Source organism: Haloarcula sp. H-hyl6 (genome assembly GCF_056934455.1).
Window position 1 is genome coordinate 793127 of sequence record NZ_JBRIIK010000001.1, and the last position, 21251, is coordinate 814377.

Below are 21251 nucleotides of genomic sequence, written 5' to 3' on the forward strand. Positions count from 1 at the left end.
TCAGCTAGTCACGCTGACGCCGCCGAAACTCGCGAGGCCGGTGACGACGAGGTCGACCGCCTCGTGTTCCTCCGGCGACCGGGTCCGCTCGTCGGCGGCGGCACCCAGAATCGGGAGGACGTCCATCCGGACGTTCCACTCCCGGGGGACGACGACTTCGACGCCGCCGAAGATGGCCGTGGCGTTGACCGTCGCCGTCTCGCCGTCGGGAATCGCGGCGTCTCTGAGGTCCAGTTCCGCGCCGCCGAAGATGGCCGTGAGGTCCGCGCCGCGGAACGCCTGCGAGGCTGACCGCTGTTCGCTCCCGCCGAAGACGGCGAGACCGGTGACGGTCCCCGCCGTCGTCTCCCGCGCTCGGGTCCTGAACTGCCCGAGCAGGAGGGAGACGCCGAAGAGGACGACGGCGAGCGGCCAGAACTGCCAGACGTCGCCCCACGCGAGATAGTCGAGCGCGACGGCCTGCCACGCCCCGGCGACGAGGACGACCAGGAGGGGACCCGTGACGTTGCGGAGTCCGCTCGTCACCAGCGCGTACAGGCCGACGAGGACGAACAGCGAGGGGACGAACCGCAGGAGGTCCGCCGACGGGTAGAGACCGGTCGTCTGACCCAGCAGGACCGCCCCGACGAGGACGACGAGCACCCCGACGAGGGTCTGTGGTGAGGGGGTTCTGTACTCCATGCTAGATGTTCGACGCCGGAGGCGATAAAGTTCGACTGACGGCCAGTGACACGGTACCGCGGCGCTCAGAGCAACGCGAGCGTGCCGCTCGCCAGTCCGAGCGTGAAGAGCAAGCGCCCGGCACTACCGGCGAAAGTGGCCGCGCCGAACCGGAGGTAATCCTCTTCGAGGACGGTGAACGCGTATATCGAGAGCGTGTCGGGGAAGAACGGCACGCAGAGCGCCAGCGCGAGGCCGACGTAGCCGTACTTCTTGGCGAGTTTGATGGTGTTCTTCTCGGACCACGCGATGATGTCGAACCGAGAGCGCTGAATCCGCCGGACGAGCGGACCGTACTCCTTGGCCTCCTGTCCGATGTGGAAGGCGAAGAGGCTCCCGACGGCCTTGCCGAACGCGCTGACGACGATGATGGCCGCGAGGTTGCCCGTCGTCGAGAAGCCGAGTCGAAGCGTCTCGGCCGGGACGAGGACGACTTCGCTCGGGAGGGGGAGGATGAAGGCGATGAGAAACGAGTAGACGGCGATGATGGCCAGCCCCGTCGGGCCAGTGGCAGTGCAGACGGCCTCCTCTAAGGGGGAGAGGGCGGACCCTGTCGTACACTCGCCGACCAAGGCAATCAGCGCCGGAAGCGGGACTACCGAATCCACACCCCCCGATTACCCATACGGGGTCCTAAATCTTGGTATGTTCACTCGGGAGCCCTCTGTATATCGACAGTTCGGGGACCCGACGGCGGCCACGAGCGACAGCGCTCAGTACCCGCGAACAGCAACCCACAGTACTCAGAGCGACTGCTCTCAGTACCAGTCTAGGTCCGCCACGAACGACCGCAGCATCGACCGCGTCACGTGGGGCATACAGACGACGCGCATCTCCCCGGCACCGGTCTTCGAGACGCGCCACCCGCGGTCACGCAGTTCGTCGGTCATCGGGACCGAGAGGTCCGCCGCGACGAGGGGGAGTTCCGGGTCCACGACGTCGTGACCGCGTGCCCGCAACTGCTCGGCCAACCAGTTTGCGTTCTCCATCGAGCGGTCGTACTGCTCCCGGTAGCCCGCGGGCCACAGCGACTCCATCGCCGCGACGGCAGAGGCGACGCCGGCCCCCGACCGTGTGCCCGTCAGCGTCAACTGGCTCGTGGATTCGAGGTAGGGCGTCTCGACGGCCAACTCGTCCAGTAGCGTCCCGTCCCGCGCCAGCAACCCGCCCGCCGGCACCGCCGCCTGTCCGACCTTGTGGGGGTCGATGGTCATCGTGTCCACGTCGGCGTGCCCGAAGTGCCAGTCGTGGCCGGTAAACGGGAGGTAGAAGCCGCCCCACGCCGCGTCGACGTGACAGAGGGCGTCGGCGTCGTGCGCGAGTTCGGCGATAGCCGGGATGGGGTCGACGTAGCCGTACTCGGTGGACCCTGCGACCCCCACCACGCAGACGGTGTCTTCGTCTATCAGTTTGGCCATGGCCTCGAGGTTCACGCGGTAGCCCTCGGCCGGCGCCGTCCGTAACTCCACCCCGAGGACGTCCGCCGCCTTGGTAAAGGAGAAGTGGGCGTGGACGGGCGCCACGACGTTCGGGTCGTCGGTGTCGGCGCGGTTGCGGGCGATGCGGACCGCCTGCACGTTGGCTTCGGTGCCGCCGGAGGCGACGTACCCCGACGGGTCCGGGAGGCCGGTCACCTCGCCGAGGTAGTCGACGGCCTCGGTTTCGAGTTCGGCCACCGTCTCGTAGGTGCCGGGGTCGCCCGGGTTGGTGGCGAGGAAGCGTTCGGCGGCGTCGCGGGCCGCGGGGTGCGGGACGGTACACATCGAGGAGAGCACTCGGTCGAAGTCCTGTGGCTCGGCCCGCTGGAGCATTCTATCGGTAGGCATGGGGGCGAGCGGTTTAGCCGTTTTGCTCGGCCGAGCGTCACGTCGTCGACTCGCTCACCAGTTCGAGGGGTCCGACACGAATCGTAGACGCGTCTCGAAACCGTTCGAGCGCAAAGGCGGTCAGAAAGCGCGATATCTACCGATAGATGTCCGTCAGCGGACCGATTCGAGGAGCAGGCGCTGTTCGACGCGCTTGACCTCGTGTTGCACGTCGCGCACGGCGTCGATGTTCGCGGAGATGGAGGTGACGCCCTCGTCGACGAGGAACTGGACCATCTCCGGTTTCGAGGCCGCCTGCCCGCAGATGCTGGTCGCCACGTCGTACTCGCGACAGGTGCCGATGACCCGTCCCATCAGGTCCAGCACGGCGGGGTGGAGTTCGTCGAAGCGGCCGGCGACGTTGCCGTTGTTGCGGTCGACGGCCAGCGTGTACTGGGTGAGGTCGTTCGTCCCGAAGGAGACGAAGTCCAACCCCGTCTCACAGAGGTCCTCGATGCACAGCGCGCTGGCCGGCGTCTCGACCATCACGCCCCAGTCTCGCTTCTCGGGGTCGATGCCGACCTCCTGCATCAGCGACTTCGCCCGCAGGACGTCCTCGGCGTCGGTCACCAGCGGCAGCATCAACTCGACGTTGTCGTAGCCGAGTTCGTAGAGGCGCTCGAACGCCCGGAGTTCGAGTTTGAACTCGCCGGGCCGGTCGAGCGACCGCCGGATGCCCCGATAGCCGAGCATGGGGTTGTGCTCGCTGGGTTCGTCCTCGCCGCCCTGCAACTGGCGGAACTCGTCGGAGGGTGCATCGAGGGTACGTACGCGTACCGGCCGGGGGTAGAACGCCTCGGCGACGCTCCGTACCCCTTCGACTATCTCCTCGATGTAGGCCCGTTCGCCGTGGTCCTCGACGTAGCGGGACGGGGTCTTGTCCGTCGAGAGAATCATGTGCTCGATGCGGAGCAACCCGACGCCGTCCGCGCCCGTCGCGGCGGCCCGTTCGGCCGCCTCCGGGATGGAGACGTTGACCTTCACCTCGGTCCCGGTCATCGGCTTGACCGGGGAGTGTTGCTGGTCCACGTCGGGGGCGGCGGGTTCCTCGTCTTCGTCGGCCTCGGCTATCTCGGTGCCCTGTTCGACGGTGCCCATGTCTCCGTCGATGGTGACCGTCTGGCCGTCCCGGAGTTTGTCGGTCGCGTCCTCGGCCCCGACGACGGCCGGGACGCCGAGTTCGCGGGAGACGATGGCGGCGTGACTCGTCATCCCGCCTTGGTCGGTGACGATGCCGGCGGCGCGTTTCATCGCCGGCACCATGTCGGGGGTGGTCATCTCCGTGACGATGATGTCGCCCTCCTCGACCTTGTCGAGGTTGTCGAGTTTCGTCACGATGCGGACCTCGCCGGTCGCTTTACCGGGGCTAGAGCCGATACCCGACAGACGCACGTCCTCGGACTGGCTCTGCATCGACCCGCCGTCGGCGACGCCCGCGCTGTCGCCGGCCCCGCCGGACGCCTCGGCGTCGATGCTCTCGTCGATAGTCGTTATCGGGCGGGACTGGAGGAGGTACACCTCGCCCTCGTAGACCGCCCACTCCACGTCCTGCGGAGTGCCGTAGTGGTCCTCCACGCGTTCACCGACCTCGACGAGGCGGTGAATCTCCTCGGGGGAGAGGACGCGCTCGTTCCGTTTCTCCTCGGGGACCGAGCGCTCGACCGTCTCGCCGTCGTCGCCGCGGACGCACATCACCTTCTTGTCGGCGACGGTGACCTCCTCTATCTCCTCGGTCTCGCGGTCGACGACGTAGTTGTCGGGCGAGACCGCGCCGGAGACGACCGCTTCGCCGAGTCCCCACGCGGCTTCGAGGATGGCCGTGTTCGCGCCGGTCGAGGGGTGGCTCGTGAACATCACGCCGGACTTCTCGGCGTCGACCATCTGCTGGACGACCACCGCGATGTCGACCAAGTCGTGGTCGAACCCCTGCTCGTTGCGGTAGTAGATGGCCCGCTGGGTGAACAGCGACGCCCAGCACTCCTTGACCCGCTGGAGGAGGTCCGCCCGCGAGACGTTCAGGTACGTGTCCTGTTGGCCGGCAAAGGAGGCGTCGGGGAGGTCCTCGGCCGTCGCGGAGGACCGCACCGCCACGTCCTCGTCGCCCATCTCGTCGTAGGCCGCGAGTAGGTCCTCCCGGACCGACGGGGGCGTGTCGGTCGAGAGAATCAGGTCCTGTGCGCGCTCTGCCGCCTCCGCGAGCGCCTGCGAGTCGTCGCTGTCGACGTCGACGACGGCGAACAGTTCCTCCTCGATACCAGTTTCTTCGATGAACGACCGATACGTGTCGGCAGTGACGACGAAAGCCGACGGGACAGGGAGCCCCGCCGCGGTCAGTTCTCCGAGGGACGCCGCCTTGCCGCCGACCCGCTCTAGGTCGTCGGCACCGATTTCGTCGAGCCACAATGTTGGCATTGACTCACGTTCTGGTTCATGAACGACTGTTATGGACTTTCCGGTGGCGGCATCTTCGGGGGGTCGTTCACTCGAATCCGAGCGAATCAGACCTCCAGAATCTCGTCGTCCTCGTCCGCCTCGGGAACGGTCAGCGTGCCCGAGAGCGTCGTCACCGCCCGCCCGCCGACCCACACTTCGGTCCCGTCGGTGTCGACGCGGACGGTGCCCGGCCGGTCGAGGAAGTGGCCCTGTTCGACGACCACCTGTTCGATAGTGTCGTCGAGCGCGCCGTACCGGCGGACGTACGCGCCACAGGCCCCGGCAGCGGTCCCCGTCACGGGGTCCTCGCTGATGCCCGCCCGCGGCGCGAACGCCCGGCCGTGCAGGGTCGACTGGCCGTCGATGGTGTCGAAGGTGAACGCGTACAGGCCCATCGCGTCGACGGATTCACACACCGACGCGACCGCCGACTGGTCCGGGTCGGCGCCGCTCAGGTGTTGGAAGTAGTTGACCGGCACGAGGAGCCACGGGAACCCGGTGTCGGCGACGGCGAGCGGGAGGTCAGCGCCGACGTCCTGCAACGTCGCCACGTCGACGCCGATGGCGTCGGCCGCGTCCTCGAGCGCACAGTCGACCTCGCGGACGTCGGCGTCGCCCTGTTCCATCCACACCGTCCCGTCGGCCTTCGTCTCCACGTCGAGGGCGCCCCGTTCGGTCGCCATCGTGTGCTGGCCCGTCTCGACAGCACCGCGTTCGAACAGGGCGGCGTGGGCCGCGACAGTCGCGTGCCCGCAGAGGTCCACCTCCCGTTCGGGCGTGAAAAAGCGGAGGCGACGGTCTGTCGCCTCGTCCGCGAAGACGAACGCCGTCTCGCTGGCCCCCAGTTCGCCCGCGATGGCCCGCATCTGGTCGTCGGTCAGTCCGTCGGCGTCCGGCACCACCCCGGCCGGGTTGCCAGCCATCGGTTCCGCGGCGAACGCGTCGACGAGCAGCGCTTCTCGCGTCTCCATGGCACCGTCTTGTGGGACCCCGCGGATAACAGTTCGTGCTGTTCGAGCGAGTTACGCCTGTGACAAACGGTAACAAACGACAAACGATTAAGCGCCCGGTCCGCGAACAACTAGCCTGCATGACAGTACTGGAACCGCTGGCGTTCGAAACCGAGGGGGACAGGCGCATCTACCAGTACGTCGAGCGACACGGCAGACCGGCCACCGAGGAGGTGGCGGAGGCCGTCGGCCTCCCGTCCGACGAGTTCGAGGCGCGACTCGACTACCTCGCAGAGCGGGGGTACGTCGGCCGGACCGACGGACACCTCGAACTCGAACTCGACGTCGGGACCGAGCGAGAACACGAGACGCAGGACGTCACGTACGTCGTTCGACCGGCCCGCGAGGAGGACTTCGAGGAGTTGGTCGACACTATCGTGACCGTCACGGACAAGCAGACGTACGTCATCGGCGAGAGCCTCGCCGAGGAGTTGCAGTACGAGAACACCGTCACGCGACACAACACCGTCTGGTCGCGTCTCTTCTTCGTCGCCACCGTCGACGACCACGTCGTCGGGTGGTCCCACCTCGCGCTGCCGCAGGTCGAGAAATTGCGGGACACCGCGGAGTTGACGCTGGGGGTCCGGCAGGAGTACCGTGGCTACGGCATCGGCGAGCGGCTCCTCGAACGGGCGCTGGACTGGGCGGAGGCCCACGGCTACTGGAAGGTGTACAACAGCCTCGCGCGGACCAACGGGAACGCCATCACGTTCCTCGAACGGCATGGCTGGGAGACGGAGGCGGTCCGGGAGGACCACTACCGCCTCGGCGAGAACCGGGTGGACGAGGTGATGCTGGCGTACACGTTCTGAAACCGTTAAGGTCGCCCGTCCACGCTCTCCCCTATGGGCGAGTTACCGGAGGAGTTCCAGTGTACCATCACCAACTGGGAGTACATCTACGGCCTGTGTCGGGACGTCTCGGACGACGTGAAGGCCGCCGACTTCGAACCCGACGTGGTCGTGGCGTTGGCGCGCGGCGGGTGGTTTGCCGGGCGCTGTCTCTGTGACTTCCTCGGACTCGACGACTTGGCGAGTCTGAAGGTCGAACACTACGTCGGCACCGCGGAGAAGGGCGACGAACCCGAGGTGCGCTACCCGCTGGCCGACGGGGCCGTCGAGAACAAAGACGTCCTCGTCGTCGACGACATCGCCGACACCGGCCAGTCTATCGAGACGGCCGCCGAGTGCGTCCGCGACCGGAACCCGAACAGCGTGCGGACGGCGACGCTCCAGTTGCTCCAGACCAGCGAGCACGAACCGGAGTTCGTCGGCGAGCGTCTCGACGAGTGGGCGTGGGTCGTCTACCCGTGGAACTTCGTCGAGGACATGATAGAACTCCTCACCGGCGTCATGGAGAAGAGCGACCAGCGAGTGCACACCGAGGAGGACGTGCGCAAACTCCTCAAGGAGTACCACGACGTGAGCCACACGGCGATGGAGATAGCCCAACCCGACCGGTTCGACGAGGTGATGGCGGAGATGGTCCGCCGGGACGTGGCGGTCGCTACCGACGACGGCTGGCGACTCAGCGACGACTAGAACGGGCTCTGCCTGCGGTCTCGGCGCTCAGCGACGGCGGCGGCCGTCGTCGCGCACGTACTCCAGCGCGGCGACGAACTGCTCGGTATCGACGCGGCCCTCCGACTCTTCCAGTCGTTCCCGTATCTTGGTCGGAGTCATGGTCACTGGTAACATACTACTTGGAACGGCATAGTTCTTTCTCCCAGCTAACAGTTCCGCGTCGCGGGCTCTGGCCCACAGCTACTTCGGCCCGGACCGCGTCTGTGGACGCATGTCACGAACTACCGTCATCGCCGGCGTCGGACCCGGCCTCGGCGCGTCGCTCGCGCGTCGGTTCGTCGCGGAGGGCTGTAACGTGGGCCTGTTCGCTCGCTCGGAGGACTACGTCACCGGCCTCGCCGACGAACTCGGTGAGAGCGCGCTCGCCGTTCCCACGGACGTGACTGACCCGGAGGCCGTCGCCGCCGGGTTCGAGCGGGTGCGTGACGAGTTCGGTCCCGTCGACGTGCTACTCAACAACGCCAGCGGCGGCGCGTGGAAGGGCCTGCGAGGCATCTCCGACGAGGAGTTCGCACACGCCCTCGACGTCGGACCGAAGGGTGGCCTCTACTGCTCGCAGGAGGCCGTCGCGGACATGCTCGACGGCGGGGGCGGAACTGTCGTCTTCACCGGTGCCACCTCCGCGGTCCGGGGCCGTGGGGGTGCCATCGGCTTCAGCGCCGCGAAGTTCGCCGTCCGGGGGATGGCCGAGTCGATGGCCCGGGAACTCGGTCCCGAGGGAATCCACGTCGCCCACGTCGTCGTCGACGGCCAGATTCTCGGCCCCGACGCTCCCGCGCCGGACCGCGACCCCGAGGAGTACCTCGACCCCGACGAGATAGCGGCGTCGTACTGGCACCTCGTCGAACAGGACCGCTCGGCGTGGACGCTCGAACTCGACCTGCGACCCCACGTCGAGTCGTTCTAGTCGTCGCTCCGTCGCTCGACGGTCCGGTCCTCGTGGAGTTCTATCCACTCTCTGAGCGGCTGGCGGATGCCGTCGACGGTGACCGTCACGTCGCCGTCGAACCGCCACCGCGCCCGCGGCGCGTCGTCGCCGAACCGTATCGGCACGTCCACCTCCAAGTCCTCGACGGACACCGCGAGCGCGTCCTCCCGGTCGACCGTCTCGTCCAGGAGTCGCTCGACCGCCGTGCGGAGTTGCTCGAAGTCCGGTTCCGGAACGCCCGCTGACTCGCTCATAGGCCCGTGTTCACGCTCCACCTATCTCCGTGTTTCCCCCGTCGGCCTACCGAGCGGACCCGTCGGAACCCGCGGAGTCTTACCGGCCCGGCCGATACTGTCCCCATGGAGCAGCGAACGGGTCGGTTCCGGGTCTATCGGGTCGTCGAGTCCGTCCCGCACGTCAACTTCTTCGACGCGGCGGCCGCGCGACTGTACACGGTGTACCAGTCGGGATACGGGGACCGACAGGAGCGCATCGATGCGCTCCGGACCGGTGACCTCGTGAACGCGACGCTAGCGGGCGACCCCGACGACCCCGAGGAGGCGTGGTCCATCCAGTCGCTGGAGCGCGTCGGCGGCGTCCGGACGTCCTTCGTCGTCAACGCCGACGTCCCCGCCGTCGCCGACAACCTCTGGTCGGACGGACGGACCCGCCCGGTCAGTACCGTCCTCGAAGCGAACGGCGACCCGGTCGCCGAACTGCACGTCCAGCCCCGCGCCCCACTCCCCGGCGGGTCGTTCGTTCCGAGCGTTCTCACCGGTCTGGTCCCGATGGAGGAGACGCTCTCGACGCTTCCGACCGTCGGCGACCCGGTGACCGACGCCCTCTTTCTCGACCCCGATCCGCCCGACGCCGACCGCTACTCCCGACCGTTCGGCGTCGTCGTCCTGTTCGGAGAGCGAGCAGACGCCCTGCTGACGGAGTGGTGCGAGCGATACGGCGTGGACCCCGAGTCGGACACTCGTCCGGCGTACGACCCGTACGGCATCTGAGCCCCCGACCGGCGGTCAGAGCGAGATGGCGATGGGGACGGGCGCGAAACACAGCAGTCCGAGGAGGAGCGTCACCGCGCCGACCGCCCGCCGCTTCGGGCCGACCGGCGTCTCGTCCAGCGGCGTCACGGACCCGACGCGGCCGAAGATGAGCGTCAGGACGCCCCAGAACCCCCACAGCATCGCCGCCTCGCCGTTCTCGAAGAGGAAGAGGTAACCGGCGAGTCCGAACAGGACCGCCGGGACGGCCGCCTGCACCGCGGACATGCGCTCACCGAGGAGCGAGCGGGTGACGTGTGCGCCGTCGAGTTGCCCCACCGGCAAGAGGTTCAGGAACGTGACGAACGCGCCGACCCACGCGCCGATGACGACGGGGTTGGGAATCAGGGACGGGTCGGCGTAGACCACCTGCTCGCCCATGAGCGCCGCGATACCTCGAATCAACAGCGGGTAGCCGAGGTCCACCTGTGCGGCGACGCCGCCGGTAACCCGAATCGGGTCCAGCGTGACGCCGACGACAGTCACCGCTATCGTCGCCGCGAGGCCGGCGAGCGGACCGGCCACCCCGATGTCGAACAGCGCCTCCCGGTCGGGCATGTTGTCGTTCATCCGGATGACCGCCCCGAGCGTCCCGATGACGTTGAACGGGAGCGGGATGAAGTACGGCAGACTGGCCTGCACCTCGTGGTACCGCGAGAGCGCGTAGTGGCCGAACTCGTGGACGGCGAGGATTCCCAACACTGCGGCCGCGAACGGCCACGCCCCCACGATGGCGGCGGGGTCCTCGACCACGGCGATGCCGTACCACCGACTCCCCGCGTACAGCGTCGAGAGGAGCGTCGCAATCGCCAGCGCGACGTTGGTCCACGGCACGCCGTCGACGCCCAGCGACCGTTCGCTGGCGACGAGGACGTGTTCGCCCATCTCCCGTTGGAGGCGGACCCGATAGCCGCGCCGGCGGAACGTCGGTCCCACCAGCCTGAGGACCTGTTCGGAGTCGGCCACCGGTTCGCCGTAGTACCGGACGCCGTCCTCTCCAGAGGCGTCTACCTCGTAGACCTGAAACGCGTCGGCCAGTCGCTCGGGCTCCGGAGGGTCGGTCGGCACCGACTGCTGGGCCATTGACGACGCTACGGGCTCGACTCGTTTGAACCTGTTTGCCAGAACACACGCGGCGCGGGCGTCGTCAGTCCGCGAGTGCTTCCTCGGACCCGCTCACGGCGTTCGGGTCCTGAATCCATAGGTCGCCGAACACGTCGTCCTGCTGGAGGTGGACCTGCCCGCGGTGGGCCAGAAAGAGGAGGCCGAGGAACGTCTCGACGCGGGACCCGCCCGCGTCCTCGACTTCGCGGTACAGCACCTCCTCGCGCCCCTGGTCGTACTGCTCGCGGACCGCCGCGTACACGTCGTCGATGATGTCGTCTATCTGCTCGGCGTGGGCCGTGCCGGTGACGTCCGCCGCCGACGGTTCGTCGTCCATTCGCATGTCGTCGGCGCTCCGGTAGTCCAGTTCCTGCGTGCCCCGCTGGAACCCGCTCGGCGACCCGCTGGTGTCGTACTCGCGGGACTCCTTCCACCACGAGTCGCGTTCGGCGTCCCGCAGGTCACGGACAAGTTCGTCCAGCGTCTGGGGCATCCCGCGGGCCCGGCGGCGTTCGAGTCGCCGGTCCATCTCGGACTCCAGAGCGGCGAACGGGTCCGGTTCCTCGATGGGAGCGTCCTCGGTCATCGCCTGCTCCCACGGTTCCGCGGGCGGGTCCTCCGCCTCGCCCTCGCCGAGCATCGCGTCGCTCTTCATTCGGACGAGGACGGACGCGTAGAACAGCGCCCGCCCGCCGGTGCGGAGGTCACCCTCGTCGATGCGGGCGAGGAACTTGTCGGTGACCTCCACCACGTCGATGTCCCACGGGTCTATCTCGCCGTCGTCGGCCAGTTGGACGAGCACCTCGACGGGTTCGGCGACCTCGTCTTCCTCGTCGGCCTCGCTTCCGGACTCGTTCAGCAACTCGACGTCCTCGGGGGTGTCGTCCTCGCTCTCCTCGGCTTCCTCGTCGTCCCCGAACAGCGACGACGCCGAGTCGCCCGGTGGCTCGCGGTCTTCGTGTCCCGTGATGTCCAGCGGGATGTCGTCGTCAGTCATCGCTCACTACCGCCTCCTCCTCGTCCGGTCCCTCGCCCGAGAGGTCGATGCCGGTCACGGCGCTCACGTTGTCGCCCTGCATCATCACGCCGATGGCTCGCTCCGAGCGTTCCAGCAGGGCCGAGCGGTGCGAGACGACGACGAACTGCGCGTCGCCGGCGAGTTCGTCGACCATCTCGCCCACGAGGTCGGCGTTGGCTGCGTCGAGGAACGCGTCCACCTCGTCCAGCGCGTAGAACGGCGCGGGGTTGTGCCGCTGGATGGCGAAGATAAAGGCCAGCGCCGTCAGCGACTTCTCGCCGCCGGACATCGCCGCCAGCCGCTGGATGGGCTTGTCGCCCGGTTGGGCCTTCATCGTGAGGCCGCCGTCGAAGGGGTCGTCCTCGTTCTCCAGGTGGAGGTGTCCGGTCCCGCTGGAGAGGCGCTCGAAGATGTCCTGAAACTGCTCGTTTATCTCGTCGAACGACTCCATGAACGTCTCCTTCTTGCGGGCCTCGTAGCTGTCGATGCGGTCGCGGATGCCCTCGGCCTCCTCGACCAAGGTCTCCTTCTGGTCTTCGAGGTCGGCGAGGTCCTCGGCCACGCGGTCGTACTCATCGATGGCGCGCATGTTGACCGGCTCTAAGGCCTCCATCTCTCCGGTCAGCCGCTCGATTTCGGCTTCCACGGTGTCGTGGTCCGGAACGTCCTCGGGGTCGTAGTCGCCGACCTGCGCTTCGAGTTCGTCTATCTCCCACTCCAGTCGCTCCTCGTCCTCGCGTTCGTCTTCGAGGTCACGTTCCACGTCGGTGACCTTCGACTGCTGTTCGTCGCGGGCCTCCTTCGCGTCCTGCAGGTCCTCGCGCAGGTCCTCGCGTTCCGCTTTGAGGTCGGCGAGTTCCTCCTCCAAGTCGGCGACCTCTTGCTCTTTCTCGGCTTTGAGTTCCTGCTTCTCGGCGACCTGTGCCTCTAGCTCGGCGATGCGCTCTTCCTTCTCTGCCTTGCGGTTCTGGGCGGCCTCGATGTCGTCGTGGAGGTCCTCGATGGCGTCCTCGGCGTACTGCTTCTCCAGTTGCAGTTCGTTGAGTTGGGCGTCCAAGTCGTCGAGTCGGTCCTCCAGCGTGTCTATCTCGCCCTCGATGGCCTCGCGTTCGTCGGTGAGGTCCGGCAGGTCCGAGTCCTGCACCTCGGCTTCGAGGTCGTCGATGTCGGCCTCGACCGCCGCGATGGCCTCGTTCTTGGCCTCGATGTCGGCCTCCAACTCGTCCATCTCGTCGGCGACCTCCTCGCGTTCGGCCGCGATGTCTTCGAGGTCGGATTCGAGCGACGCGATGCGCTCTCGCGCGTCCGTGAGCGCGGACTCCTTGCGCTCGATGCTCGTCTCGATGTCTCGGACCTGTTCGGTCGCGTCGGACTCCCGGTCGCGGGCGTCGTCGAGTCGGTCCTCCACGTCCCGCAGGTCGTCGCGCACGTCCGCTCGTTCGTCCTCCAGTTCGTTGATGCGCTTGGCGACGCGTTCGAGTTGCCCGGCGCCGCCGGAGAAGGAGTAGCGCGTCCCCGACGACGACCCACCGGTCATGGCGCCCGACTTCTCGACGAGGTCGCCGTCCAGCGTCACCATGCGGTACTCGCCCATCAGGTCGCGGGCGGTGTCCATGCTGTCGACGACCACGGTGTCGCCCAGCACGTACGAGAAGATGCCCGCGTACTCGGGGTCGAAGTCCACGAGTTCGTACGCGAAGTCGACCACCCCGTCCGCGCTCGGGAGCGAGGGGAGCGAGCGGTTCTGCATCTGCGTGATGGGCAGGAACGTCGCTCGCCCGGCGTTGCGCGACTTCAGGTACTCGATGCAGGACTGGCCGACGCCGTCGTCGTCCACGACGACGTGGGCGAGTCGGCCGCCGGCCGCCGTCTCACAGGCCGTCGCGTACTCGGGGTCGACCCCACCCAACTGGCCGACGGTGCCGTGGACGCCGCCGCGGTCGGCGTTCAGGATGGCCGTCACCGCGCGGCCGTACGAGGAGTCGCCGTCCTCGCCGGCCTTCGCCTCGAGTTGGGCGTACTCCTGCTGTTTGGCGCTAATCTCGTCTTCGAGGTCGTCTAAGTCCGACTGGAGTTCGCGCTTCTCGGCGCGCAGGTCGTCGACCACGTCGCCGATGGTCGCCTTGTTCTTCTGGGCTTTCTCCAGTTCGGACTCCAAGTCCTCGACGTCGGCCTCCAGCGAGGGTATCTCCGCCTCGGCCTCCTCGATGGCCGCTCGCTTCTCGTCTTCCTCGTTGGAGCGCCGGCGGGCCTCGTCCAGCAGACGGTCCTGCTCCCGCTGGAGGTCGTTGCGCTCGCTCTTGAGCTGTTCGAGGCGGTCGCGCTTCGTCTCGAGTTCGTCCTTTATCTCCTCGAACTCCTCGCCGATGTCGTCGATGCGCTGCTGGACGTCGGCGAGGTCGCTCTCCTTGCTCGCGACGTCCGCCTTGACGTTGGACTTCTCGACTTTCGTCTCGCGGATGTCGGCTTCGAGGTCGTCGATGGTCTCCTGCTTGCGGTCTATCTGGACGAACGCCTGTCGCCGCTCGTTCTCGGCGTCCTCGACGGCCTCCTCGGCGGTCTCTATCTTGTCCTCCAGTCGAGAGATGTCGCCCTTTATCTCCTCGATGTCGCGCTTGATGGCGAGTTGCTCGTCCTCGCCCTTGCGCTCTATCTCCTGGTTGAGTTCGTGGAGTTCGTCCTCCAGACGGACGACCTTGCCCTGCCGCGAGTCGAGTTCTTCCTGCAGGTCCGCGAGTTCGGCCTCCAACTCGGCGATGCGGTCGGAGACGGCGGCGAGTTCGTCGTGCTTGTCTTCGAGTTCGGCGGCCTTCCGGTAGCCCTCGTACTCCTCTTTCTTCTCGCGGAGCGACTGGTACTCCAGCGCCGTCTCGCGTTCGTCCTCCAGTTGGTCGAGACGGGTCTGTTTCTCCTCGATGCGGAGTTCCGCCTCGTCGATGCGGTCCTGTACGACCTCCAGTTCGTCGAAGGCGTCGGCCTTCTTCTGGTCGAACTGGGCGACGCCGGCTATCTCGTCGATAATCTCGCGACGAGACCCGGGCGTCATGTTGATTATCTCGGTGACGTCGCCCTGCATCACGACGTTGTACCCCTCCGGGGTGACGCCGGCCTGCGCGAGCAGGTCCTGGATGTCCGAGAGGTTGACCGAGCGACCGTTGATGTAGTAGTAGGAGTAGTAGTTGTCCTCCGTCTCCTTGACACGGCGCTTGATGGATATCTCGTCGACGTCGCCGACGTCCTCGGTGCCGGCGGCGTTGACGACCTGCGGCCGTTCGAGGGTCCGGTCCTCGTTGGCGAGGATGACCTCGACGCTGGCCTGTCGCTCGCCCGAGACGTCGACGTCCTCGTCGGCGTGACCCGGGTTGTAGATTAGGTCGGTCAGTTTCTCGGCCCGGATGCCCGAGGTACGGGCCAAGCCGAGGGCGAACAGGACGGCGTCGATGATGTTCGACTTCCCAGAGCCGTTCGGGCCGCTGATGGTAGTGAAATCTTCGTAGAACGGGATTCGAGTCTTCCGCCCGAAGCTCTTGAAGTTGTCGAGGACGAGCTCTTTGATGTGCATACGGTGGTCGGCCGTCTCCTACGCGACGATGATGTCGGACCCGGAGTCCTCTTCAGACTCCGACTCGGACGCGGCCTCGGCCTCCTTGTCGGTGTCGTCGGTGGCCTCCGTGTTAGGTGTGTCGGCCTCCGGCGTCAGAATCTCGTCTTCGTTGCTCCCCCGGTCGGCGGCGGCCTCCTCGGCGCCGCCCTTGTGAGCGTCGGCCCCGAAGCCGCTGTCCTCGTCGACGGTGTTCTCCAGTTCGCGGAGACGGACCTTGCACTCGACGAGTTCGTCGGTCAGCCCCTCGACCGACGCCTTCAGTTCCTTGACTTGCTCTTCTAGCTCCTCGACGCGGTTGCCGCACATATCCGAGAACGAGCCACGCTATCATCATAAACTTACGTCAGACATTGACAGTTAATTTGATACGTCGGTCTCGAGGCCGAAACCGGCTCGTTGGCTGTCCTCAGTCGATGGGATACGACAGTCACTGTTCCTGTCGGAGACGAAGAGTCAGGACGCTGGTACTGCACGATTCCCGAGACGTGTCCGAGTAGACAGTAGTTCGAACCGCTCCGGCCGCCGAGATATCTCCGGTTCGGCGAGCGGCCGACTGGTCGGACCCATCACGGTTATGTGTTAGACAGTCAAAACTTCACAGTGAGTTGCCATGGTATCAGTTACCGAATTGCAAGATATGTACGTCGACATGGTGACGGCTCGCCATTACGAAGAGCGGTTGCAGGAGGAGTATCTGGAGGGGAAACAGCCGGCGTTCGACATCTCGGCCGGGCCGATTCCCGGCGAGTTGCACCTCGCCGCTGGCCACGAGGCGGCGGCCGCCGGAGTCTGTCAGCACCTGCGGGACGACGACACGGTGACGGCGACACACCGGCCACACCACGTCGCCATCGCGAAGGGCGTCGACCTCGAGCGGATGACCGCCGAGATATTCGGCCGCGAGACCGGTCTCGGGAAGGGGAAGGGCGGCCACATGCACCTGTTCGACCCCGACGTCAACTTCGCGTGTAGCGGTATCATCGCCGAGGGGTGTCCACCCGCGGCCGGGGCCGCGCTCGCCGCGAAGAAGCGCAACACCGACAGCGTCGCGGTCTCCTATCTGGGCGAGGGCGCTATCGACCAAGGGGCGTTTCTGGAGTCGCTGAACTTCGCGGCCGTCCACGACCTGCCGGTCGTCTTCGTCGTCGAGGACAACGACTGGGCCATCAGTATGCCCAAGGGGCGGGTCACCGACGTCGAAGCGGGGTCACAGCGAGCCAGCGGGTTCGACATGCCCGGCGTCCGCGTCGACAGCGACGACGCCGTCGCTATCTACGACGCCGCGAAGGACGCCATCGGCCGCGCTCGCGACCGGAACGGGCCGACGCTCATCGAGGTGCAGGTCCACCGGCGGATGGGCCACTTCATGGGCGACCCCGAGAGCTACCGCCCGGAAGAGGACCAGGAGGCCGCCGCCGAGCGAGACAGCATCGCCCGGCTGGAAGCCGACCTGCAGTCCCACGGCGTCGACGCCGAGGCCATCGAGGAGATGCGGGACGACGCCCACGAACGCGTCGAGGACGCCATCGAGTTCGCGAAAGACCAGCCAGAACCCGACCCGGACGCGGCACACGAAGATATGTTCGTCAATCCACCGAGCGGCGTGACAGACAGTGAACCTGAGTACGACCTCGCGGGGGGTGGCGACTGATGGCACAGAAAGAGCAACCCGAGGTAATCGAACGCGACCTGACCATGAGCAGGGCGATGGTCGAAGCCATCGCCCACGAGATGCGGGAGAACGAGGAGGTGTTCTACATGGGCGAGGACGTCGCCGATTACGGCGGCATCTTCGACTCCACGCAGGGCCTCTTAGACGAGTTCGGCTACGACCGCATCATGGACGTCCCCATCAGCGAGACGGCCTACCTCGGCGCGGCCGTCGGTGCCGCACAGGAGGGGATGCGGCCCATCGCCGAACTGATGTTCGTCGACTTCTTCGGCGTCGCGATGGACCAGATATACAACCAGATGGCGAAGAACACGTACATGAGCGGCGGCAACGTGAGCGTTCCGCTCGTGTTGACGGCCGCCGTCGGCGGCACCTACAACGACGCCGCCCAGCACTCCCAGACGCTGTACGGAACCTTCGCGCACGTGCCCGGGCTGAAGGTCGTCGTGCCGTCGACGGCCTACGACGCCAAGGGCCTGATGCACAACGCCATCCGTGACGACGACCCGGTGATGTACATGTTCCACAAGCGGCTGATGGGCATCGGGTGGCTCCCGGCCCCCGACGGGCCGAAGACGCCCGTCCCCGAGGAGGACTACACCATCCCCTTCGGCAGTGCCGACGTCAAGCGGGAGGGCGACGACGTGACCATCGTCACTCTCGGTCTGCACGTCCACCGGGCGCTGGAGGCCGCCGAGTCGCTGGCCGACGACGGCGTCAGCGCGGAGGTCGTCGACCTGCGGTCGCTGGTCCCGCTGGACACCGACACCGTCGTCGAGTCCGTCGAGAAGACCGGGAACCTCGTGGTCGTCGACGAGGATTACCGCTCGTTCGGCGTCACCGGCGAGATCGTCGCCAGCGTGGCCGAGGAGACCCTCGACGCTCTCGACAGCGTCGAGCGACTCGCGATTCCGGACGTGCCGATTCCGTACTCCCGGCCGCTGGAGAACGAGGTCGTCCCCGACGTCGAGGACATCGAAGCGGCGGTCGAGCGGACACAGTGACCGATGAGCGGGGACACAGACCGGGTCGAAGTGACGGTCGGAGAGTGGCCCGACGACGCCGACAGCGACGAGGGCGTCGTCGTCAACTGGTTCACGCGGGAGGGCGCGAGCGTCACCGAAGGCGATAGCCTGTGTGAGGTACAGATAGAGAAGGTGAGTCTCGACGTTCTCGCGCCAGCCGACGGCACGCTCGTCGAGGTCGTCTGCGGCGAGGACGACGAGTTCACACGCGGGGACACCCTCGCGTGGGTGGACCCAGCATGACCGACGACGAAGCCGCGGAGCGGACCGTCCGCGAGGAGCGGTCGCTGAGCCCGATGCGCAAGACCATCGCCAGTCGGTTACAGGAGAGCTATCAGGAGGCCGTCCACGTGACCGTCACTCGCAACGTGGACGCGGAGGCACTGCTGAGTGCCGTCGCCGCCGCCGACGCGACCGACGAGGGCGTCAGTCCCTCGATGGTCGACGTGCTCCTCGCCGCGCTCTCGGACACGCTCGACGAACACCGCGCGTTCAACGCCACGTTCGAGGACGAGACGCACGTGCTGTACGAGGAACACAACATCGGCGTCGCCGTGGCTATCGACGACGGCCTCGTCACGCCCGTTGTGGCCGACGTTGGGTCGAAGTCGCTCGGTGAACTCGCCACCGAGCGCCACGAGTTGACAGCGCGCGTCAAGGAGGGCGAGTACACGATGAGCACGTTCCGCGGCGGGACGTTCACCGTCTCGAACCTCGGACCGCTCGGGGTCGACTCCTTCGACCCCATCATCAACCCGCCCGAAGTCGCCATCCTCGGCGTCGGACGTATCAGCGAGCGGGCCACACAGACCGAGGACGGCGTCGCGTTCCGCCGACAGGTGCCGCTGGACCTGAGTTTCGACCACCGCGTCGTCGACGGGGCGGACGCCGCCCGATTCCTCGGGACGCTCGCGGAGCATCTCGACGCGGCCGAACAGTACGTCTGAGACGCCGCGTCGGAGCACTTCACCGCTCGAAACAGCGAGGGAGAGTGACTACTGTACGTACTGTGCGCCGGCCTCGTACGCCCGCGGATAGGCGTCGGCCATCTCGAAGCGACGGAACTCCTCGGAGAGGATTTCGAGGCCCCACGGCCCGTCGAACCCGCCGTCGCGGACGGCGCTGACCCAGTCGGAGATGGGGAACTCGCCCTCGCTCGGTAACTTCCGCAGGGCGATGGTCTCTTCGAGGACCCACCCGAAAAGTCGTCGGGGCGTGGTCTCGTCAGTCCTTCGGCGATATGTCGGCGGCCAGCGTCTGGGCGACGATTTCCCCGTCGCGGACGACGAACGTGTCAGAGGCGTACTCGTAGACGTTCTCGGGCGTCTCCGCGTGCCAGACGATGTAGGCGTACTCGCCTGTGACGACCTGTTCGTCGAGCGATACCGATACCGAGGGGGCGTCGAACTCGTCCAGTAGGTCGACGTACATCGACCGGATGTCGTCGCGGCCGACGAGCATCCCGTCCGCGGAGATGAAGACGGCGTCGTCCGAGTAGTCGTTCATCAGACCGTCAAGGTCGCCCTCACCGAACATCTCGAGGTGGTGCTCCAGCACTGACTGGGTCGAGCTCATGTTATATAATCAACCATTCCGCCCAAATATTTCTATCGGTTGAAACGACTGGGCGGAGCGACAGGGAAGCGACGGCACGACGCCGCCGGGGGTCGTTACCCTTTAGCCAGCCGACGCCGAACGACGGGTAATGACTGCGCAAGCCGCCGAGTCCCGCGAACTCGCGGCCGTCATCGGGCTGGAAGTCCACGTCCAGCTAGAGACGGAGACGAAGATATTCTGCGGGTGCTCGACCGAGCCAACCGAGGAGCCAAACACCCACACCTGCCCGGTCTGTCTGGGCCTGCCGGGCGCTCTGCCGGTCGTCAACGAGGGTGCCGTCGAGGCGGCCGTGAAGGTGGGGAAGGCCATCGACGCCGACATCCCCGAGGAGACCACCTTCCACCGGAAGAACTACTACTACCCCGACCTCCCGAAGAACTTCCAGATAACGCAGTACGACGCCCCCATCTGTCAGGACGGCGAACTGGAGTTCAGCGTCGAGAGCGAGCGACGCGCCGTCGACATCCGGCGGGCACACCTCGAAGAGGACCCCGGGTCCATCAAGCACGTCCGCGAGGGGACCGGTCCGCTCGAATCCCGGACCTGCTCCATCGAGCGCGCGGACTACACCCTCATCGACTACAACCGCGCCGGCACCCCGCTGATGGAAATCGTCACGGAACCGGACTTCCGCGACCCGGGCGAGGTCCGCGCGTTCCTCGAGAAACTGGAGGAAGTCCTCGAGTATCTCGGCGTCTTCGACGCCACGCGGGACGGCAGTCTCCGCATCGACGCCAACCTCTCGATGGTCGACGCCGACGAGGTGGCCGAGGACGGCCACATCGACGAGTCCGTCCTCGAAGACGCCAACCGCACCGAGGTCAAGAACATCTCCAGCCACAAGGGCGCCGAACAGGCGCTCTCGTTCGAGGCATCCCGACAGCGCAAACTCATCCAGTCGGGCCGCGCCGTCGAACAGGAGACCCGACACTTCAACGAGACCCACGGCAACACCGTCTCGATGCGCTCGAAGGAGGAAGAGAAGGACTACCGCTACTTCCACGAGGCCGACATCCCGCCGCTCCGGGTGTCCAGTTGGAAGGAGGAGATAGCCATCCCGGAACTGCCCGACGCCCGCCGCGAGCGGTTCGTCGCCGAGTACGGCCTCTCCGACGAGGCCGCCTCGAAGCTCACGAGCACGAAACAGGTGGCGGACTTCTTCGAGAGCGTCGCCGAGCGATTCGACGCCGACCTCGCCGCGACGTGGGTGGCCGACAACCTGCTGGGCGAACTGAACTACCGCGACATGGAGATTACCGACGTGGACGACCGCTTCGACGAGGTGACGCGCCTGGTCGAACTCGTCGCCGAGGACGAGATTACCGCGAAGAACGCCCGCGAGACGGTCCTGCGGGACATGCTCGACGAGGGCGACGACCCCGACGCCGTCGTCGAGCGTGAGGGCCTCGGCAAGACCTCCGGCGACGAGGTTCAGCAGGCCGTCGAGGAGGCTATCGAGGAGAACCCCGACGCCGTCGAGGACTACCACAGCGGCGAGGGCGGTGCCCTGAACTTCCTCGTCGGGCAGGTGATGCAGAAGACCGGCGGGAGCGCGGACCCCGGCGAGGTCAACGAGATGTTGCGCGAAGAACTGGACGAGGAGTAACGTACCGCTCGCCGAGA

Annotated in this window: 20 protein-coding genes; 9 read left to right on the forward strand and 11 right to left on the reverse strand. The window is 66.8% G+C overall.

Features of this window, described 5'->3' with window-relative positions:
- The 5 genes from Hhyl6_RS04140 to Hhyl6_RS04160 form a co-directional block, all read right to left on the reverse strand.
- Positions 1–681 carry a LiaF transmembrane domain-containing protein gene (locus Hhyl6_RS04140; RefSeq protein WP_483737961.1) on the reverse strand — a complete coding sequence of 227 codons (681 nt, stop codon included), beginning with the start codon at positions 679–681 and terminating at the stop codon, positions 1–3.
- A gap of 65 nt (positions 682–746) precedes the next feature.
- A complete protein-coding gene (locus Hhyl6_RS04145) occupies positions 747–1328 on the reverse strand; it encodes a YqaA family protein (protein WP_483737962.1) in 582 nt (193 codons plus the stop codon).
- A 150-nt stretch (positions 1329–1478) separates the two neighbouring features.
- Positions 1479–2531 (reverse strand): tyrosine decarboxylase MfnA, encoded by a 1053-nt coding sequence (gene mfnA / locus Hhyl6_RS04150; RefSeq protein ID WP_483739668.1) that lies wholly within the window; start codon positions 2529–2531, stop codon positions 1479–1481.
- 168 nt (positions 2532–2699) lie between these two features.
- Complete coding sequence (gene ppsA / locus Hhyl6_RS04155) at positions 2700–4997, reverse strand: phosphoenolpyruvate synthase (RefSeq protein WP_483737963.1); 2298 nt, start codon at positions 4995–4997, stop codon at positions 2700–2702.
- An 86-nt stretch (positions 4998–5083) separates the two neighbouring features.
- The gene (locus Hhyl6_RS04160) at positions 5084–5989 is read right to left on the reverse strand and encodes a PhzF family phenazine biosynthesis protein (protein WP_483737964.1); all 906 of its coding nucleotides are present in this window, start codon (positions 5987–5989) and stop codon (positions 5084–5086) included.
- Positions 5990–6108: 119 nt separating this feature from the next.
- Here Hhyl6_RS04160 and Hhyl6_RS04165 point away from each other — a divergent pair, with 119 nt between their 5' ends.
- The 3 genes from Hhyl6_RS04165 to Hhyl6_RS04175 all read left to right on the forward strand — a co-directional run bounded on the left by Hhyl6_RS04165 (position 6109) and on the right by Hhyl6_RS04175 (position 8518).
- The gene (locus Hhyl6_RS04165; protein WP_483737965.1) at positions 6109–6840 is read left to right on the forward strand and encodes an N-acetyltransferase family protein; all 732 of its coding nucleotides are present in this window, start codon (positions 6109–6111) and stop codon (positions 6838–6840) included.
- Between the two features lie 33 nt (positions 6841–6873).
- Entirely contained in the window at positions 6874–7569 is a 696-nt protein-coding gene (locus Hhyl6_RS04170; RefSeq protein WP_483737966.1) for a phosphoribosyltransferase, read from the forward strand.
- Between the two features lie 253 nt (positions 7570–7822).
- Positions 7823–8518, forward strand: a complete 696-nt coding sequence (locus tag Hhyl6_RS04175) for an SDR family NAD(P)-dependent oxidoreductase (RefSeq protein WP_483737967.1) — start codon at positions 7823–7825, stop codon at positions 8516–8518.
- Here the strand turns inward: Hhyl6_RS04175 and Hhyl6_RS04180 are convergent.
- Positions 8515–8793, reverse strand: a complete 279-nt coding sequence (locus tag Hhyl6_RS04180; RefSeq protein ID WP_483737968.1) for a hypothetical protein — start codon at positions 8791–8793, stop codon at positions 8515–8517. The genes Hhyl6_RS04175 and Hhyl6_RS04180 overlap by 4 nt on opposite strands.
- Positions 8794–8898: 105 nt before the next feature.
- On the opposite strand from Hhyl6_RS04180, the gene Hhyl6_RS04185 reads away from it, so the two are divergent.
- The gene (locus tag Hhyl6_RS04185) at positions 8899–9549 is read left to right on the forward strand and encodes a hypothetical protein (RefSeq protein WP_483737969.1); all 651 of its coding nucleotides are present in this window, start codon (positions 8899–8901) and stop codon (positions 9547–9549) included.
- 15 nt (positions 9550–9564) lie between these two features.
- On the opposite strand, the gene Hhyl6_RS04190 is transcribed toward Hhyl6_RS04185, so the two are convergent.
- From Hhyl6_RS04190 to Hhyl6_RS04205, 4 genes are all read right to left on the reverse strand, one after another.
- Positions 9565–10671, reverse strand: a complete 1107-nt coding sequence (locus Hhyl6_RS04190) for a site-2 protease family protein (protein ID WP_483737970.1) — start codon at positions 10669–10671, stop codon at positions 9565–9567.
- A gap of 64 nt (positions 10672–10735) precedes the next feature.
- Positions 10736–11689, reverse strand: a complete 954-nt coding sequence (locus Hhyl6_RS04195; RefSeq protein ID WP_483737971.1) for a segregation/condensation protein A — start codon at positions 11687–11689, stop codon at positions 10736–10738.
- Positions 11682–15272: a chromosome segregation protein SMC gene (gene smc / locus Hhyl6_RS04200; protein ID WP_483737972.1), complete on the reverse strand. Its 3591-nt coding sequence runs from the start codon at positions 15270–15272 to the stop codon at positions 11682–11684. Before smc ends, Hhyl6_RS04195 begins: the two co-directional genes overlap by 8 nt.
- An 18-nt stretch (positions 15273–15290) precedes the next feature.
- A complete protein-coding gene (locus Hhyl6_RS04205) occupies positions 15291–15620 on the reverse strand; it encodes a DUF7518 family protein (protein WP_483737973.1) in 330 nt (109 codons plus the stop codon).
- A gap of 331 nt (positions 15621–15951) precedes the next feature.
- On the opposite strand from Hhyl6_RS04205, the gene Hhyl6_RS04210 reads away from it, so the two are divergent.
- From Hhyl6_RS04210 to Hhyl6_RS04225, 4 genes are read left to right on the forward strand one after another with little or no spacing between them, the layout of a single operon-like run.
- Positions 15952–16965, forward strand: a complete 1014-nt coding sequence (locus Hhyl6_RS04210; protein ID WP_483739669.1) for a thiamine pyrophosphate-dependent dehydrogenase E1 component subunit alpha — start codon at positions 15952–15954, stop codon at positions 16963–16965.
- Positions 16965–17990: an alpha-ketoacid dehydrogenase subunit beta gene (locus Hhyl6_RS04215; protein WP_483737974.1), complete on the forward strand. Its 1026-nt coding sequence runs from the start codon at positions 16965–16967 to the stop codon at positions 17988–17990. Before Hhyl6_RS04210 ends, Hhyl6_RS04215 begins: the two co-directional genes overlap by 1 nt.
- 3 nt (positions 17991–17993) lie before the next feature.
- Entirely contained in the window at positions 17994–18254 is a 261-nt protein-coding gene (locus tag Hhyl6_RS04220) for a lipoyl domain-containing protein (RefSeq protein WP_483737975.1), read from the forward strand.
- The gene (locus Hhyl6_RS04225) at positions 18251–18958 is read left to right on the forward strand and encodes a 2-oxo acid dehydrogenase subunit E2 (RefSeq protein ID WP_483737976.1); all 708 of its coding nucleotides are present in this window, start codon (positions 18251–18253) and stop codon (positions 18956–18958) included. Before Hhyl6_RS04220 ends, Hhyl6_RS04225 begins: the two co-directional genes overlap by 4 nt.
- Positions 18959–19235: 277 nt before the next feature.
- Here Hhyl6_RS04225 and Hhyl6_RS04230 read toward each other — a convergent pair whose 3' ends face one another.
- Positions 19236–19586 (reverse strand): nuclear transport factor 2 family protein, encoded by a 351-nt coding sequence (locus Hhyl6_RS04230; protein ID WP_483737977.1) that lies wholly within the window; start codon positions 19584–19586, stop codon positions 19236–19238.
- Between the two features lie 130 nt (positions 19587–19716).
- Between Hhyl6_RS04230 and gatB the strand changes: the two genes are divergently transcribed.
- Entirely contained in the window at positions 19717–21234 is a 1518-nt protein-coding gene (gene gatB, locus Hhyl6_RS04235) for an Asp-tRNA(Asn)/Glu-tRNA(Gln) amidotransferase subunit GatB (protein ID WP_483737978.1), read from the forward strand.
- Positions 21235–21251 lie beyond the last annotated feature (17 nt).

What these genes read in the sequence shown, in the direction of transcription:
- Hhyl6_RS04165 (WP_483737965.1), top strand. Translation starts at nt 6,109, where the DNA reads ATGACAGTACTGGAACCGCTGGCGTTCGAAACCGAGGGGGACAGGCGC.
- mfnA (WP_483739668.1), bottom strand. Translation starts at nt 2,531, where the DNA reads ATGCTCCAGCGGGCCGAGCCACAGGACTTCGACCGAGTGCTCTCCTCG.
- Hhyl6_RS04185 (WP_483737969.1), top strand. Translation starts at nt 8,899, where the DNA reads ATGGAGCAGCGAACGGGTCGGTTCCGGGTCTATCGGGTCGTCGAGTCC.
- gatB (WP_483737978.1), top strand. Translation starts at nt 19,717, where the DNA reads ATGACTGCGCAAGCCGCCGAGTCCCGCGAACTCGCGGCCGTCATCGGG.
- Hhyl6_RS04170 (WP_483737966.1), top strand. Translation starts at nt 6,874, where the DNA reads ATGGGCGAGTTACCGGAGGAGTTCCAGTGTACCATCACCAACTGGGAG.
- Hhyl6_RS04215 (WP_483737974.1), top strand. Translation starts at nt 16,965, where the DNA reads ATGGCACAGAAAGAGCAACCCGAGGTAATCGAACGCGACCTGACCATG.
- Hhyl6_RS04220 (WP_483737975.1), top strand. Translation starts at nt 17,994, where the DNA reads ATGAGCGGGGACACAGACCGGGTCGAAGTGACGGTCGGAGAGTGGCCC.
- Hhyl6_RS04180 (WP_483737968.1), bottom strand. Translation starts at nt 8,793, where the DNA reads ATGAGCGAGTCAGCGGGCGTTCCGGAACCGGACTTCGAGCAACTCCGC.
- Hhyl6_RS04190 (WP_483737970.1), bottom strand. Translation starts at nt 10,671, where the DNA reads ATGGCCCAGCAGTCGGTGCCGACCGACCCTCCGGAGCCCGAGCGACTG.
- smc (WP_483737972.1), bottom strand. Translation starts at nt 15,272, where the DNA reads ATGCACATCAAAGAGCTCGTCCTCGACAACTTCAAGAGCTTCGGGCGG.
- Hhyl6_RS04140 (WP_483737961.1), bottom strand. Translation starts at nt 681, where the DNA reads ATGGAGTACAGAACCCCCTCACCACAGACCCTCGTCGGGGTGCTCGTC.
- Hhyl6_RS04195 (WP_483737971.1), bottom strand. Translation starts at nt 11,689, where the DNA reads ATGACTGACGACGACATCCCGCTGGACATCACGGGACACGAAGACCGC.
- Hhyl6_RS04225 (WP_483737976.1), top strand. Translation starts at nt 18,251, where the DNA reads ATGACCGACGACGAAGCCGCGGAGCGGACCGTCCGCGAGGAGCGGTCG.
- Hhyl6_RS04160 (WP_483737964.1), bottom strand. Translation starts at nt 5,989, where the DNA reads ATGGAGACGCGAGAAGCGCTGCTCGTCGACGCGTTCGCCGCGGAACCG.
- Hhyl6_RS04205 (WP_483737973.1), bottom strand. Translation starts at nt 15,620, where the DNA reads ATGTGCGGCAACCGCGTCGAGGAGCTAGAAGAGCAAGTCAAGGAACTG.
- Hhyl6_RS04210 (WP_483739669.1), top strand. Translation starts at nt 15,952, where the DNA reads ATGTACGTCGACATGGTGACGGCTCGCCATTACGAAGAGCGGTTGCAG.
- Hhyl6_RS04230 (WP_483737977.1), bottom strand. Translation starts at nt 19,586, where the DNA reads ATGAGCTCGACCCAGTCAGTGCTGGAGCACCACCTCGAGATGTTCGGT.
- ppsA (WP_483737963.1), bottom strand. Translation starts at nt 4,997, where the DNA reads ATGCCAACATTGTGGCTCGACGAAATCGGTGCCGACGACCTAGAGCGG.
- Hhyl6_RS04175 (WP_483737967.1), top strand. Translation starts at nt 7,823, where the DNA reads ATGTCACGAACTACCGTCATCGCCGGCGTCGGACCCGGCCTCGGCGCG.